This window comes from Haladaptatus sp. CMAA 1909, from assembly GCF_043952005.1.
In the GTDB taxonomy this organism is placed as follows: domain Archaea; phylum Halobacteriota; class Halobacteria; order Halobacteriales; family Haladaptataceae; genus Haladaptatus.
Genome location: NZ_JBIOAV010000003.1, coordinates 571271 through 585385, shown reverse-complemented (window position 1 = coordinate 585385; position 14115 = coordinate 571271). Strand labels below are relative to the sequence as shown.

Here is a 14115-nt window from a genome sequence, read left to right as displayed (position 1 = left end):
AATTAGGCGGACGCTTGTGTGGTGTTGTCGTGATTCTGTCGTGCCTGTTCGAGTTCTTCTATTCGCCGTCGAACGGTTTTCCACTCTTGTAACTCCGACCAGACATCTTCGACATCAGCATAATCTACATGATCGAGTGCATCCACGTCATCGGGCCCTTCGGCATCGTATTTGTCGCGGTAGCGCCGCTCTTTTTCGATCTCTGTTTTCAATCGCTGTTCAAGTTCCTCCATCGGGAGTCCACGCAGCCGATGAATCCGTCTCCATTGGAAGTAATCCTCGTCACGGACGAATTCATCCGGAGCCTCGTTGGTTTGCGTTAGCATCCCGATTTCCGTGAACCACTGCAGATAGTCCCGAGCAGTTTCCTTCGAGACATTGGCTCTTTCGGCAATCTCGGCAACTCGTGTTGGCTTATACAGCTGCAGGGCAGTGGTATACACCCGATCTCGTGTAGATTCGTTTTCCCACGCCTCTTTCCATTCCTCGGCGAGACTTGGCGGCGTGGATGGGGTGTCGTCTGGAGTCATATCTTATTCTTTGTACTCCTACAGCATATATCTTGCCTGCGCTTAAAATATTGAGTAGCGAATGCGGGTATCGATTTTCGCGATGTTACTGACCGTCGCCCTTCTCAACGCGAATTGCACCGCCGCACTTGGAGCACCTGTACTGCTCCGGGTTGCGAACCGTCTTCGAGCGCCGATACCGCGGAATCCGACCGCCGCAGTCCTCGCATACCAGCCATCACTCGGGTGTAGTGAACCGGTCGCAGTATTGTGAGGTATCGAGATCGTCTGTCCAGTGGGTGAATGTTGTGCCGTGATCCGCATCGCCGAACTCATGGTACTACTAAGCGTGGATCAATTCGTGGCGCACCGTCGAACTGAATTGCTCCCAGCCGTGCGAGTCATAGGCGTCCCACGTCAGCGATTTTCCATCGACTGAATCAGCACCCCACTCTTCGATATATCGGGTACAGTGCAGGAGCTGCTGTCAAAACAACATGGTCTGCGCTGACCATCCTCCAGTTTCGAACAGGCTGTCTCGATCCGCCGCTCGCGCGTCTCAGACTTTTTAGCCGAGCGGATCCAGCGGATATATTCCCAGCGTGCTTTCGTTGTGATATCGTTCCAGAGAGTCTGTGCCTCTGGATTGTCTGCAAGAGCATTTTTCAAGTCCGCTGGCACCGTGGGTTCCGGCCATTCACTAACCGGCTCAATCTCCAGTGTTAGAGTGTCGCCGGCGTCTACTCCTGCGTTTTCACGTATTGATTTGTCGACCTCGAACCAGTGGCTTCCTTCACCGTCCGGTTCAAGCGGGGTCTGAAAGTGGAACCCGTTGATGGTTCCGCGGCCCATCACCATGCCGCGTGATGGGAGCTTTTCACTCGCGTGCTCAGGTAGCCTGAGGACTATCCGTGAGCCGATTGTAACCAGTTGAGCGGTAAAGCGGATTTTTGATTTTGACATTGTTCTTTGGTTAGAGCAGCTTAGTTTCCATTATATGCCGTTTGCAATTCTGTAATGTCGAGCTTCTTCATCTCCAGCAGTGCCTCCATCATGCGCGCATTGGCCTCTGGGTCGTCGTCTGGCAACTCGTTCAGCATCGTCGGCGTGATCTGCCACGAGACACCGTATTTGTCCTTCAGCCAGCCACACTGCTCGGCCTCCGGTACCGCGCTGAGTGCATCCCAGAGTTCGTCGACCTCATCCTGGGTTTCACAGTTGACGATGAGAGAGATAGCTTCGTTGAACGCGAAGTCCTGTTCAACGCCGGTATCCATAACAGCCAGCCAAACACCCTCAGCTTTGAAATCTCCGAAGGCAAGCGCCCCTTTTTTGGCTGGACCGGTATCTTCTGGATACCGTTCTAGGTGGCCCAGTTCGGTATCAGCGAAGACACTGGTGTAAAAATCGATGGCTTCCTCGGCTTTGTTGACGTTATCCTGTGTAAACATGAGGGATGGCACTAGATCCGGTCGCCAGTCACCTTCGTTGCTGGGGAGGATGAGCTGCCACGTGACACCATATCGATCCTGCACCCAGCCGTAATAGTCGCTGAAGGGGTGTTCATCAAGCTGGATGAGCACTTCCCCACCATCAGCAAGCCGTGCCCATAACTCATCTATCTCCTCTTTTGTCTCTCGACTCACGAAAAACGATATCGACGGGTTGAAGCTGAACTCCGGCCCGCCGTTGAGCGCGATAAACATGAACCCCTCGACCTTGAAGGTAACCGTCATCACACTGCCGGCTTCCCTGCCAGTTATCTCCTGTCCGGCATCCGGGTACTGGGTTGTGCCCTTGATCTCCGCGTTTTCAAACACGGAAGTGTAAAACTCCGCGGCTTCCACTGCCTGGTCATCGAACCAGAGGTTTGGCGTGATTTTTTGCCTGGATTCGACCGTATTTTCTGTTTCAGGATCTGATGTCATGCCTATACCTCTCCAGTAGAGACACGCTAGCAAGCATCATATAAATGCGCCAAGTGCAGTGAAAGTGAACCAGTACTACCCGTATCTCCATTCCCCTAAAGTCAGATATATAAAAGGTCAGAAACGGTGATTAGTTCGGCAGTTCCTTTCGTCCCATCCTCACGCACGGCCAGCACGGGAAATGTGCGCGTTTCTGAGCGATTTCGAGAAACACTGTGATGGCATCTCGGTTATAACCAACTGAAGAAAATATGAGTTCTTGGGAAAATCTATATTTGTCTGTGTCTCTTAGAGGAGTGTAATGCCCGATTCAGATCCCCTGTGGGAAGGAGACGTCAATAAAACGGTCATTGAGGAATGGAAAGCGGAGACGACACCATTCGAACGCGTCCGTGAGGTACTTCTCTCGACGACTAGTCCACAGTACGCCAAAGAACTCGCTGAACGCGCCCGCGTTAGCGAACCAACTGCTCGAAAACATCTTCAAATCCTCGCAGAGGCCGGTATCGCCCAGACGGAGAGTACAGGACGCGGAGAGCGATACAAACGCTCGCGACAGACCGTCGCGATGCAACGCATTAGCGAGTTGCATACCCAACTCACACGGGAAGAGCTTGCAAATGGTATTCAAGACCTGCGAGAGCAGGTACTGGCGTATCAAGACGAATATAGTGCAACGACTCCAGATGATCTTGCACTCCAAATAGAGTCCGCAGAGACTGACGAGTGGGCAGCCGTTTCTGAATGGCGAGCACTCGAAAAGAACCTTCACGTTGCACAGGCGGCACTTGCACTCTATGATTTCACTCCCGATAGTGGTGATCGCACCGAGGTAACGGGGAGTAATGGATCTCGTGGAGCGTTCGCCCATGGAACCGATTCGGGAACACTCGTCTGAGAGATGGTAGACGATTCATCTGCAGGAATCTCTTCTGACGAACTAACTGGTGCTATCGGGCCGCCTGATGCGGCTGAGATGCAGATGATACGAGATATTGTTCTTCAGGAAGAACCCCTCGTTGAGGGCGCGGTGTTCGATAATGTTCTCTCTCCGAAAGAACTCCGTGTCACGTTCGCTGATGAAATTGGAGACGCTACGTGGTGTCGATTCGACATAACGTGGTACGCATCCGGTGCATACCGATTTCACTACGTGGATGACGCCGATGTTAACTGGCGATTCGATCGCCATCCGAATAATCACTCTCCGGAAAAGCATTTCCACGAACCACCGAAAGCAGACTCACAAACGGCCATTCAGTCATGCATTGAAGTTGAGGAACCACGGCTTGTGACACGAGCCGTGTTGAAACTGTGGCGTCGGGGTTACGATACTGAGAGTTTTGTCGAGCTCAATACCACTCAAAACCCACCGTAGTAGTCTCCATGAGCGTTCGCTGGTCGATGAGATTCGAAATCAGAAGTTGATGCGGTAGAGAAAAAAGAGCGGAAGTAGTGGTTAGTTCGGTAGTTCTTTCTGTCCCTTATGTCCCGTACGAACGGATGGCTAGCACGAGAAACCATTGAGGCTATCACAATTGCACTCTGCTGGTTCGGCATCTCCTTCGTCCTTTGAGGAATGCCTCGAGTGTTCCGCCGTCGGTTGTGTGCTCGACGGTGGCCTGGTGTTTACAGAATGCGTTGCGGTGGACATGATGCGGGCACGTGCAGGCCATCAGTTTGTCGGTCACGTGGTCGATGGAGACAGTGTACTGGTAATACGGACGTAGCGGATGAACGACGAACGTATCCGCAAAGACGTGTCACGTATCTACTGATTCGACGACGTCTTCCACTGTGAACAGGCGAAGATCGTCCCGCTCTTCGGCAACCTCTTCGATGGAGTGCTTGAATCCACTCCGCGAGAAGAGAGCATACTCCTCAACTCGCTCACTTCCATCGTCGGGTGCCCATCGGAGCTCCTCGACATGACGCTGGAGTTTCGAGAATGCGTTGTATCCGAGCGGAGACCGCTGGAATTTGCACTCGCCAACGATTAGTGTCTCTCCTGCCGTCAAGCCGACGACGTCGATCTCGTGGTCGTCGTACCACCACTGACCAGTATCTGTAATGGTATACTCTGAGTACAGAGTTCGGAGCGCAGAACAACACAGATTTTCAAACGACCGGCTCACGAAATCAGCTAGTGTCGGTTCGATCAATACATCGTAGGCGTCCTCGCCGAGATCGTCGTATCGATCTCCAGTACCGTACACGAAATGAAACCAGAAGCGGAAGAACGGATCGCGGATGCGGTACCGGCTGCGTTTGGTCCGTTCTTTCTGCTCCGTGATCGGTACGTGTTGATTGACTAACCGGAGCCTCGAGAGTCGGTTGAGATACTTCGAGAGCTGGTTGTAGTCGATACCGGTCGTCCCTGCGATCTCGTTTCGACCTGTACTCCCACCAGCTATAGCCTCGATGATGGAGAAGTACCGGGTTGGCTCGGTAAGTTCCATACGCAGTACGTAGTCAGGTTCATCATGGAGCGTTCCATGTCGAGAGAGGATCGTTCGTTGTATGTTCTCTGCAAGCGTTGCATCCGGCGAAACTTCTTCTAGATAATACGGAACGCCACCGAAAACGCCCCACGTAAAGATTTTCTCGGAAGGAGTGTACGCGTCGTCGAAGAACTGCATCGCGGCGGCGAACGGCAGTTGTCTGATATCGAGTTTCAGTGATGAGCGTCCGTACAAGGGACTGTTTCCGAGGAGGGCTGCTTCTTCCATCATATTGATCGACGAGCCGACGAGCACGATGGTCGAAGCCGAATTGTCGAGCTCGTGGTCAAACATCGCTTGTAACACGGACGGAAGGCTTTGCTCCTGTTCGACGAGGTACGGAAACTCGTCGAGGACGATGATTGCATCCTGTTCAGCGAGATATCCGAGGACTTCCTCCCAGTCTTCGCGGATTCGCGCCACACCAGGGAAGGTCTTTGACGCTGTCTCGATGAACTGCTGGAGCTGTAACGAGCTCGTCTTCTGTTTGGCCTGATAGATGACGGAATCATCGTACTGTTCGAGCGACTGTCTGATGAGCGCTGTTTTACCGAGGCGTCGTCGACCAAAGATAACCGCGAGTTTGGCGTCCTCCGAGTCGTAGAGCTCATGGAGACGCGATAGTTCCTCCGTTCGGTTGACGAATTCAACCATAGTAGCCATACTCTTTTGTAGTTTATAATACTTCCCGTAATCATACTCTGAAGTATCGTACTTCAAAGTATCATAATTCGCTTCCGAGGTGTAGTTCTTAGCTTGGCAGTTCTTTCCGCCCGATTCTCACGCACTCCCAGCACAGAAAGCATCGAGGCCATCACAGTCACAGTCCTCTAGTTCGCCATCGCGTTTGCTCTCCGACGGGAAGGCGTCGAATATTCCCTCTTCGGTTGCGTTATCGACAGCGGCCATGTGCTTACAGAAGGGATTCCGGTGCCAATAATTCAAGCTGGTTTGTCTCGGAAGCGTGCAATTAGGTGTGCAAATTCCTTATCCGCCTCGAATACATCGTAGTCGTCGTCAGCACCAACGAGGAGCCGTACGCTTCCCTCAGTATTGTCGCTCTCTTTGGCGGCAGCAACGGCGTAGGCATCCCCAATCGACGGGCTATACACAGCTTTGAGTTCCGATGCGAGTTCCCACAGTCCATCAATCTTGTATTCGGCGACACCCATTGCTTTGAGGTCCTCGATATGGGCGTCCGCTCTCTTTGGTGAACTCAGACGAGCCGCTATGTAGCGAAATTCTGTGAGGTTGACGGTCGTGACGTATCCGTCGATTTCACCATCGTACACCCGATCAAGATAGTCTTCAACTTCGTCTGCTCCAGGCTCATCGAACGCAAACGCGATGAGTGGTTCGGCGTCAAATAGCACCTTCATTCATTGGTCTCCGACAACCCATGCTTTTTCTCTTGCTTCCGTTTGTCTTGCTCTCGTTCTTCTCGGAGCAATTCAGAGGCCGACTGCTCACCTTCGTCGGCTTCAGACGGTGCAAGTGCGCCTCGAATCTCAGATGGACGTTTTACTGGTTGAATCACGACTTCTCCCTCTTCATTTTCGACGAATCGGACTCGTCCTGGTGTGTCGATGTGGAGCTTGTCACGGTATTGTTTCGGAATCGTCGCCTGTCCCTTGCTCGTAACAGTGACCGTGGTCCCGTCTTCAGCGTCGCTCATTTGTAATAGGTAGTCATCGAAATACTTGAACCTTTGTAATACGAATTAGGAGTAATACAATATTATTCACATACTCTCTTTCGGTACTACATGCTTAGTTGATCGAAAAGAACTGAAACTATGGTTAGTTCGGCAGTTCCGTTCGGCCTGTTCGCACGCACGGCCAGCATGGGAAGTCACCGAGACCGTCACAGTCACTGTCTTCTAGTTCATCCTCTTCGTCCTCCGAGGTAGACGTTGAGCGTTTTTCAGTCAGTCGCGGTTTCGACGGTAGCCATGTGTGTATCTAGCAGGCGTTGCGGTGGCCATGATGTGGGTACATACTAGTATCAGTTTGTCGGTCACATAGTCGATAGAGCCGATGTACTGGTGGTTTGTGGGGTCCTCGCCGGGTCGATAGCAACGCGAAAGCGGAGCGAAGAGACACAAGACGGATAGCTACCGCGAAATGGAAGAGCTAGCAGAGTGTGTTCCAGGGGTGGCATACATCAGTGGACATCTCGCCAACCCAGCCATTGATGCCACCACAAAAATCGAAGAAAAGAGTATTCGCATCGAATGGAACCATCCGGACCCTCGTGGCTGGGTCCGTGCACATCGGGAGGGCTGATTACAATCGCATAAAATTTGACGGACGCGTCGTGATGTACCTGCTTCGGTCGTGGTTAGTGTTTCTGCGTTCATACTGGTGTCAATTCCGACAGCGCTCACCGACAGTCGTCTCGGCAGGAAGTGTTCTCCAGAGTGAGTATATGGCTGCTCTTAGTATGTTCGTGAGCTGTCATCACATAGAAGAAATGAGTGAAACCTAGTCTAAAGTGTATCCGTGAATGAAATTATAGTGAAAATATTTATACTATAGAAAGAGATAAAAAGACTACGTGACAAATACTCCCCCTCCAACGCGCCGTCGTTTCCTCCAACTTTCCAGCGCCACGGTTGCCGGAATCCTCGCTGGATGCTCACAGAATTTTTCGAGGACGACCACCGATACCACATCCCCATCGACAACACCATCAACGACCTTGAACACATCCGATACTGCGAACTCGACAGAGACAACCACCGAAGAAACGACTACCGGAGATACGTCCCAGCCGACATTGCGGACCGATTACAGAAGTGCGAGGAGAAAGCCCATGACTTTAGTCGTGGGATGAATCCGACAACGATCCACGCGAACCACACTCTAATGCCCGGCCTGTGACACCCACGTTCTCAAAGCAGCACGCTCGCATACACGCAAAATATCCGTACTATTAAGATAGCTCACTGAGTATAATTTCGTATGCGGCGAACCAACTCACTCACAGCTCACACCACTGAAAAGTGGCAAAAAGAGTGTTTGTGTGAATGGCTCGCCGCAAGTTGTGCGTTCCACAACCAACTCAACTACAAACGTCGTCAGTCCTTCTTCAACACCGGAAGTTGGAAGAAAGCAACGTACACTGATTTGTACGACGACTACGCCCCAGTTATCAGCAAAGCCGCGTGTCAACAACTCGTGCGCAAAAACGCTGAAGCATGGAAATCATTCGACGAACTTCGAGAGAAACCGAATGAGAATCCGAGTCCACCCGGCTACTGGGGCAACCGACGAGACGGCTACGACTTGAAATCGGTAGTGCGTGGCGACTTGTACAAAATCGACTGGAACGCCGACCGATCTACAATCAAAATCCCTGTCGGGAAAGCCCTCAACGACAAGTACGACATTCCCGGTCGAGGCTACCTCGTCGAACTTGAACTCCGAGGAAAACCACGATGGAAAGGGAAATCGTGCCGACTCGATATAGCGTTTGATGAAGAATCCCAGTGTTTCCGTGTCAACCAGCCTGTCACTGTACAGCCAGACTACCTCGAAGTAGTCCGGCAGGCTGATTTTTCACAATCACACTCACCCGAGAACACGGACAACAAAGATTCTCTCAGCGCCGCTATCGACGTCGGTGCAAACAACACTCTTTCCGTTGTGACGAGTGACGGTGATTCGCTCGTGTTTCATGCTCGCCCGCAGTTCAGAGAGTTCCAGCACGGATACAACGAAATCTCTGAGTTGCAATCACTTCTTCCCGAAAGAGTGTATTCGAGTGAGCGAATCCGACGCAAATTCGAAGAGTTGTATGATCGACGTGATCATCACCGTGACGCCGCTGTGAAACACGCTGCTCAATGGCTTCTTTCACAAGGCGTTGATAGGGTGTATGTCGGGGATGTGTCGGACGTACTGTCGACGCACTGGTCAGCGACTGTGAATCAGAAGACGCATAATTTCTGGTCGCACGGGCAACTCACCGACCGGTTAGACGAAACATTCGAAGTGGCAGGGTTGGAACTGGAAGACGTTCCGGAATACGACACGAGTTCGACATGCCCACATTGTATGTCTAAAAACGTCTCTCGGTGTGGAGATGAGGTTTCGTGCAATGAGTGTGGGTTAGAAGCACATTCGGATATTGTTGGTGCGTCGTTGATTCTCGCAGGGAACGAGGATGTGGACGTGTCTGGGTGGTTTGAACCGAATAGTGTGGATGAACGAGGGTCGATGGCACGGCCCGTTCCCCGTGACGCAGGACGCGCACGGGACGAAGACACGTATCGTGTCTCATACCTCCAGTGGAATGACCACGAGTGGAGAGCAATCGTCAGCGAGACGGTGCGAACACTTGGGTCGCTACACCAACGAGGCGTGAGCGAACCAGAAAGATCCTCCGGGCGACGACTGGCTGTGTCGCCTTAAGAGGAATCCCACGACTTTAGTCGTGTGGAAGATGTCAAAATAGCCGAAAGAAGTTTCGCCAGCCTGGAGCGGGTTTCGACGACTTCGAAGATACCTCTGAGTGGACCGAGATACGAAATACGGTTACTCCTGATAGCTCGATCTCGTTCAGCGGAACACAGAGTTTGAAACTCAGTTCCGATAGCAGTGAGGGAGTAACTGCCGAACGAAAACTTGACTCGCCACTCGGCATCTCGAACCACGATGTGTCTTTCGCGTTCCGAAGTGAAACCCCGATGGACGTTTCCTTTATGGCGTTTCTGTACGATCAGGACGACAACTGGGTCGTTCTGGAACTCCGGAAGGTCACGTACCGCCCGCCGGACGTCGGCTGGTTCCGGACCTGTCCAGGCGTGTTCAAAGCCAGCGATACGCCACCTGACCTCGGCAACGTCGTCCGTATCAGACTCGAACTTGGCAGCGCCAGCAAGAACGGCGTCCAAGCCCACGTCGATGACATGCGATTGCATCCGAAACCGAACAAGGGATACATCGTTCTCAGTTGGGATGACGGCAACCAGAACTACTACGATCAAGCTGCTCCGATAAACGACAACCACGGCTTCCCTGCGGTCATCACTATGCCTGTGAAGCCAAAACGTGCCGGTTCCTCGTACTTCATGTCCATTGAGGAGTTGCACGAGCGACAGGACAAAGGCGACGAGGTCGTCGTTCACGGCAGTACCAGTTCCCCGTTCGCCAAAATCTCCGCAAAGAAATTGGAGCATATTTTGCGTCGAAACAAACAGTGGATGATAGACAATGGCTTCGAGGGAGCTGATTTCATCGTCTATCCCGGAAACAACTACGACAAGACCGCACTCAAAACCATCAGCAAATACTTCTCCATGGGCGGGATGAACCAGTCAGGTAACGTCAACACAACTGGAGTCTACGGGTTCGACCCACTCGTGCTCCCTCGAACTATCGGAAACCGCCTCGACATCTCCAAGCGCGCGGTGACGTTGGCAGCCAAGTATCGCCAGTGTACTATCCTCAACTTCCACAACTTCAACTCCTCCAACACGATGAGCCCAAGTGATTACAAGAAACTCCTGACCCACATCGACAGCACGAAGGGTATCGAAGTCATCACGTTCTCCGACCTGTGGGACATGCGACGCAGTCAACAGTAACAGTTCGAACTTCCGCTTTCTCCGACGGAAAATAGTCGGTGAGTGTCGGTTTACACTGAACGAGGGTCGAGTCGTCGTCACTCGTCTGTCTCGTTGGTGTCTTCGGTTGGAATGACGTCCAGTGTTTCTCGATGTACTAACTCTTGTAGTACTCTTCTACGTTGGGGATTAAGAGACCCTGCTCCTCTCGGTCGTGGCTGTCGGCCGAAGGCCGGGAGCGGTGGGTGGGGAGGTGGGCGTGGGTGGCCGGTCTTAAAAAAGCCTTGCCTGTCGTGCTATTCGATTCTCCCCACTGCACGCTCCGTTTCGAGGACTCTCTGTGATTCTTGAGGAGGAGGAGAGAGTATCTGTACCTGAGGAAACGGGCTGGAAAGCCAGATACATATATGTGTAGAGTCTTAATACACAGATACACAGATGGCGAGCAAAACTATCAGTCTCAAAGAAGAAACGTACAATCGCCTTGCGCGGGCAAAGAGCGAAAACGAAAGCTTCAGCGACGTTGTCGACCGGCTCTTACGAGAGGAAGACCACCCCCTACATGGATTGATCGGGTTGCTTGACGATTCAGAAGTCGAGACACTGCGAGAGCGCTCCCAGACTTTCCGCGAGAGCGTGAACGAACGGATGAATATCGAGGATGATCAGTGATCCTTGACGCGTGTTTCCTGATCGATCTGTTGGCAAAGGATGAAGGTGCAGTTGCAAAGCTCGACGAGATTAGCAATCAGCTACTTGCAGTGCCAACACTCGTATATACCGAGGTCGGCGTCGGTATCGATCCAGAAACCACTCAGGGCCAGCGTTTTGAGGAAGTAATGGATCAGGTGACGCTTGTTCCCTATGATACCGAAGCGGCACATCGAGCGGTCGACATTCAACGAACGCTCCTTTCCCAAGGAAAGCCAATCGGCGCCATAGACACCATGATCGCGGGAATTTCTCTGGCTAGAGATGCAGCGCTTGTCACGCGTAACACAAGTGAATTTTCTCGGACTCCGGTGCGAGTTTCTCCCTATTGATGGCTGCTGTAACGTTCATGCTGTTGTGCTTGCTCAAGCAGAACCGTCGGTGGCTCGGGTGTACCATCGGTCGATGTATCCGTTCCTTCCATGAGCGTTCGCTTGTTGATGATCTCCAAGAACGTCACTTGGCGTGCCATGGAAAAAGACTGAAGCAGTGGTTAGTTCGGTAGTTCTTTGCGACCCGCACGAATGCACGGCCAGCATGGGAAACTACTGAGACCGCCACAATCGCAGGTCCTCTGGTTTGGAATTATCTTCATCCTCGATGAGGATGCCGTCAGTGTGCCGTCATCGGTTGCATTTTCGACCGCAGCCATGTGCTTGCAGACGGCGTTGCGGTGGACGTGATGCGGGCACTGAGACAGGTATAGAGTAGCACGTTGGACTGTCCAGCACTACAAGGACGGCAGTAAATGAGCAGAATAGAACCCGATGGACTGTCCACTGTGAACCAGCAGGAGTGAGTCAGATCTAGTGGGAATAGGACTGTCGAGTGTGCGCTGTTTACAGTGGAACTCTGGTGTGTCACCAAGGGACTGTCAGGAGCTGGGGCTAGCTGTCTATCCGGTGGAAAAACAGATGAAATCCGGTGTGTTTCAGCTGGGAGGGCACCCCGTCTGGTTTCTGCCGGCCGACTGTCCACCATTCGGCAATTGCTACACACAGCTACGAGTGCAATTTTCGGTCAATTCTCCCAGGGGCCGAGCCGATGCTGGAACACTCGTTTGGCTACGACGTCGAGAGGTCGGCACGCAGCGATAGTGACTTGACAGACACGGGATGTAGGAAAATCGGCAGCGTAACACTCTTAGGTCCATATATCCGAATATATTATATGGTCAAGACCATCCGTGTCTCAGAAGAGTATCACGAGTGGCTGAACGCCCACAAGAAGAGCGGCGAAACGATGGAGGAGACGCTGCGCCGAATGACGCGTGGCCCTCATCCCAGTGATGTCGCCGGGCTCCTGTCGAACGAGGAAGCAGAGGACGCCAAGGAGGCAGTTGACCGCCTCCGCGGACGTGACCGCGACCGTCTCGACGCCGCCCGCAACGCCTTCGAGAGCGGTGACACCGACGAATGATCATCGATTCGTCATACCTGTTCGACCTGATGGCAGAAGACCCTGCTGCGTTCTCCAAAGGGACGGAACTCGTCGAGCGTGGGGAAATGCAGTGGTTGCCCACTCCGGTCGTCGCCGAGGCCTACTACGGTGTCGCCACGGCTCGGAGCCAGACGACCGAACAAGAGGTACGAAACCGACTCCTGGGCTATCCTCGGGTTGAAGTCGATGAAGAGATCGCTCGGGTGGCGGGCGAACTACTCGCCGCTGCAGACGACCGCGAGGGCGGGAACGCGGGTGTCGGGCCGAACGACGCGTACATCGCTGCGATGGCCGAGATCCTCGACGATGCCGTGCTCACGGACAACGTCGATGATTTCGAAGCGCTGGGCGTTCCAGTCGAGACCTACTGAGGTTGTCTCGGACTGTCCGAATACCTCGGAATCCAGTGTGTTTCATCCGGATGGGCATCGTCTGTGTTTCTGTCGACTGATTATCTGCTGATTATCAGTAGTGGTTACTCGGGCGAGGCAGTTCAATGTGTTTCCGTTCACCGCTGGACATCATTCGGTACCCCCAATGTTGAACTAAACAGAGAACCACCTCGAGTATGCAGCGATCTCTCCCCCTTCTCGGACTTGTCCTGGTCATCATCCTCGCAGGCTGTCTTGGTAGTCTTGGATTCGGTGGTAGTAACGACGCCACAACAACAACGAGAATAGAAACACAGACGACCTCGATCGCTAGCACGACCACAGCAGAATCGACTACTGCAACAACGACCACCACAGAACCCCAGTCGGAGGCACGGACGCAGACGACGTATCTACGGCAGCCAATGACGGCGCACATTGATACTCCAGTGGATAGCAAGCGCCTCCAAGCACGTGTGACCGAGGTCATCGATCCAACAACACTTCAGATCAAATACGATGGGAAGAACCGCACTATTGATCTGATCGGTGTGAGACAAGATAACAGCGGAACCCACCCGTGAACGGGTGGGTCCAAGCGATAGGCATAGACACGCTACCGCAAGATTTAGGCCGATTGGGGTCGTACATATATCCAACTCAACCGGGAAAAATGGGGCTGGCTTGGGCTTCCTCGTCAACAACTACAGCACCCCTCCCCGTGTGGGACTCGTGGACGGTGCCACGAGTACGGCCGATGGCGCGGCCTGTGTGCCACAAGCGGGGCGAGTCCGACCGCAACGGTCGGACTCGGCGTCACCATACGTTTTCCGCCCCGACGTGGAGCACACGAACCGAGACCATCCACCGTGGTTGGGAAGTTGCCTCCGTCGGAGGTCGATTGCAGTGACCGACCCCGAACGCGCGGATGAGGAATCCCACGACTTCAGTCGTGTGGAGGGCGTCAAAACGCCTCGTACAACGTTCTGAAACTCGGGTTAGAGAAGTTGGGTGTGGATTACGATGTAGATACGGTAGTAGGTCTGGGAGAGGCCGAATCAACGCCTGCGGAGACTGCGCTCCCTA

At 53.0% G+C, this 14115-nt stretch carries 17 protein-coding genes; 9 read left to right on the top strand and 8 right to left on the bottom strand.

Features of this window, described 5'->3' with window-relative positions; translation table 11 throughout:
- Positions 1-2: 2 nt before the first annotated feature.
- The 3 genes from ACGYLY_RS24605 to ACGYLY_RS24595 form a co-directional block, all read right to left on the bottom strand.
- A complete protein-coding gene (locus tag ACGYLY_RS24605) occupies positions 3-530 on the bottom strand; it encodes an ArsR family transcriptional regulator (RefSeq protein ID WP_395285383.1) in 528 nt (175 codons plus the stop codon).
- Positions 531-926: 396 nt separating this feature from the next.
- A complete protein-coding gene (locus tag ACGYLY_RS24600) occupies positions 927-1472 on the bottom strand; it encodes a YdeI/OmpD-associated family protein (protein ID WP_395285382.1) in 546 nt (181 codons plus the stop codon).
- Positions 1473-1492: 20 nt separating this feature from the next.
- Positions 1493-2437 (bottom strand): VOC family protein, encoded by a 945-nt coding sequence (locus ACGYLY_RS24595; RefSeq protein WP_395285381.1) that lies wholly within the window; start codon positions 2435-2437, stop codon positions 1493-1495.
- Positions 2438-2738: 301 nt separating this feature from the next.
- Here ACGYLY_RS24595 and ACGYLY_RS24590 point away from each other — a divergent pair, with 301 nt between their 5' ends.
- Positions 2739-3335, top strand: a complete 597-nt coding sequence (locus tag ACGYLY_RS24590; protein ID WP_395285380.1) for a winged helix-turn-helix domain-containing protein — start codon at positions 2739-2741, stop codon at positions 3333-3335.
- A gap of 3 nt (positions 3336-3338) precedes the next feature.
- Complete coding sequence (locus tag ACGYLY_RS24585; RefSeq protein ID WP_395285379.1) at positions 3339-3815, top strand: hypothetical protein; 477 nt, start codon at positions 3339-3341, stop codon at positions 3813-3815.
- A 385-nt stretch (positions 3816-4200) separates the two neighbouring features.
- Here ACGYLY_RS24585 and ACGYLY_RS24580 read toward each other — a convergent pair whose 3' ends face one another.
- The 4 genes from ACGYLY_RS24580 to ACGYLY_RS24565 form a co-directional block, all read right to left on the bottom strand.
- Entirely contained in the window at positions 4201-5592 is a 1392-nt protein-coding gene (locus tag ACGYLY_RS24580) for an ATP-binding protein (protein WP_395285422.1), read from the bottom strand.
- 126 nt (positions 5593-5718) lie between these two features.
- Positions 5719-5847, bottom strand: coding sequence for a hypothetical protein (locus tag ACGYLY_RS24575; protein ID WP_395285378.1), 129 nt, complete (start codon positions 5845-5847; stop codon positions 5719-5721).
- Positions 5848-5879: 32 nt separating this feature from the next.
- Positions 5880-6317, bottom strand: a complete 438-nt coding sequence (locus ACGYLY_RS24570) for a type II toxin-antitoxin system VapC family toxin (RefSeq protein ID WP_395285377.1) — start codon at positions 6315-6317, stop codon at positions 5880-5882.
- Positions 6314-6613: an AbrB/MazE/SpoVT family DNA-binding domain-containing protein gene (locus ACGYLY_RS24565; protein ID WP_395285376.1), complete on the bottom strand. Its 300-nt coding sequence runs from the start codon at positions 6611-6613 to the stop codon at positions 6314-6316. Before ACGYLY_RS24565 ends, ACGYLY_RS24570 begins: the two co-directional genes overlap by 4 nt.
- 958 nt (positions 6614-7571) lie before the next feature.
- Here ACGYLY_RS24565 and ACGYLY_RS24560 point away from each other — a divergent pair.
- The 5 genes from ACGYLY_RS24560 (at position 7572) to ACGYLY_RS24540 (ending at position 11550) form a co-directional block, all read left to right on the top strand.
- The gene (locus tag ACGYLY_RS24560) at positions 7572-7820 is read left to right on the top strand and encodes a hypothetical protein (protein WP_395285375.1); all 249 of its coding nucleotides are present in this window, start codon (positions 7572-7574) and stop codon (positions 7818-7820) included.
- 81 nt (positions 7821-7901) lie between these two features.
- Complete coding sequence (locus tag ACGYLY_RS24555; RefSeq protein ID WP_395285374.1) at positions 7902-9353, top strand: RNA-guided endonuclease TnpB family protein; 1452 nt, start codon at positions 7902-7904, stop codon at positions 9351-9353.
- Positions 9354-9628: 275 nt separating this feature from the next.
- The gene (locus ACGYLY_RS24550; RefSeq protein ID WP_395285373.1) at positions 9629-10528 is read left to right on the top strand and encodes a polysaccharide deacetylase family protein; all 900 of its coding nucleotides are present in this window, start codon (positions 9629-9631) and stop codon (positions 10526-10528) included.
- 417 nt (positions 10529-10945) lie between these two features.
- Positions 10946-11179, top strand: coding sequence for an antitoxin VapB family protein (locus ACGYLY_RS24545; RefSeq protein ID WP_395285372.1), 234 nt, complete (start codon positions 10946-10948; stop codon positions 11177-11179).
- A complete protein-coding gene (locus ACGYLY_RS24540) occupies positions 11176-11550 on the top strand; it encodes a type II toxin-antitoxin system VapC family toxin (protein ID WP_395285371.1) in 375 nt (124 codons plus the stop codon). The genes ACGYLY_RS24545 and ACGYLY_RS24540 overlap by 4 nt, the downstream gene beginning before the upstream one ends.
- Here the strand turns inward: ACGYLY_RS24540 and ACGYLY_RS24535 are convergent.
- Complete coding sequence (locus ACGYLY_RS24535) at positions 11544-11690, bottom strand: hypothetical protein (protein WP_395285370.1); 147 nt, start codon at positions 11688-11690, stop codon at positions 11544-11546. The two genes, ACGYLY_RS24540 and ACGYLY_RS24535, sit on opposite strands and share 7 nt — an antisense overlap.
- Positions 11691-12388: 698 nt before the next feature.
- Here ACGYLY_RS24535 and ACGYLY_RS24530 point away from each other — a divergent pair.
- Positions 12389-12637: a hypothetical protein gene (locus ACGYLY_RS24530; RefSeq protein ID WP_395285369.1), complete on the top strand. Its 249-nt coding sequence runs from the start codon at positions 12389-12391 to the stop codon at positions 12635-12637.
- A gap of 29 nt (positions 12638-12666) precedes the next feature.
- Positions 12667-13029 carry a PIN domain-containing protein gene (locus ACGYLY_RS24525; RefSeq protein WP_395285368.1) on the top strand — a complete coding sequence of 121 codons (363 nt, stop codon included), beginning with the start codon at positions 12667-12669 and terminating at the stop codon, positions 13027-13029.
- The last annotated feature ends 1086 nt before the right edge of the window (positions 13030-14115 follow it).

Bases quoted from the DNA above. Each gene is read 5' to 3' on its own strand.
- ACGYLY_RS24570 (WP_395285377.1), bottom strand. From the start codon at position 6,317: ATGAAGGTGCTATTTGACGCCGAACCACTCATCGCGTTTGCGTTCGAT.
- ACGYLY_RS24535 (WP_395285370.1), bottom strand. From the start codon at position 11,690: ATGGCACGCCAAGTGACGTTCTTGGAGATCATCAACAAGCGAACGCTC.
- ACGYLY_RS24590 (WP_395285380.1), top strand. From the start codon at position 2,739: ATGCCCGATTCAGATCCCCTGTGGGAAGGAGACGTCAATAAAACGGTC.
- ACGYLY_RS24600 (WP_395285382.1), bottom strand. From the start codon at position 1,472: ATGTCAAAATCAAAAATCCGCTTTACCGCTCAACTGGTTACAATCGGC.
- ACGYLY_RS24595 (WP_395285381.1), bottom strand. From the start codon at position 2,437: ATGACATCAGATCCTGAAACAGAAAATACGGTCGAATCCAGGCAAAAA.
- ACGYLY_RS24550 (WP_395285373.1), top strand. From the start codon at position 9,629: ATGGACGTTTCCTTTATGGCGTTTCTGTACGATCAGGACGACAACTGG.
- ACGYLY_RS24580 (WP_395285422.1), bottom strand. From the start codon at position 5,592: ATGGTTGAATTCGTCAACCGAACGGAGGAACTATCGCGTCTCCATGAG.
- ACGYLY_RS24575 (WP_395285378.1), bottom strand. From the start codon at position 5,847: ATGGCCGCTGTCGATAACGCAACCGAAGAGGGAATATTCGACGCCTTC.
- ACGYLY_RS24545 (WP_395285372.1), top strand. From the start codon at position 10,946: ATGGCGAGCAAAACTATCAGTCTCAAAGAAGAAACGTACAATCGCCTT.
- ACGYLY_RS24555 (WP_395285374.1), top strand. From the start codon at position 7,902: ATGCGGCGAACCAACTCACTCACAGCTCACACCACTGAAAAGTGGCAA.
- ACGYLY_RS24565 (WP_395285376.1), bottom strand. From the start codon at position 6,613: ATGAGCGACGCTGAAGACGGGACCACGGTCACTGTTACGAGCAAGGGA.
- ACGYLY_RS24560 (WP_395285375.1), top strand. From the start codon at position 7,572: ATGCTCACAGAATTTTTCGAGGACGACCACCGATACCACATCCCCATC.
- ACGYLY_RS24585 (WP_395285379.1), top strand. From the start codon at position 3,339: ATGGTAGACGATTCATCTGCAGGAATCTCTTCTGACGAACTAACTGGT.
- ACGYLY_RS24605 (WP_395285383.1), bottom strand. From the start codon at position 530: ATGACTCCAGACGACACCCCATCCACGCCGCCAAGTCTCGCCGAGGAA.
- ACGYLY_RS24530 (WP_395285369.1), top strand. From the start codon at position 12,389: ATGGTCAAGACCATCCGTGTCTCAGAAGAGTATCACGAGTGGCTGAAC.
- ACGYLY_RS24525 (WP_395285368.1), top strand. From the start codon at position 12,667: ATGGCAGAAGACCCTGCTGCGTTCTCCAAAGGGACGGAACTCGTCGAG.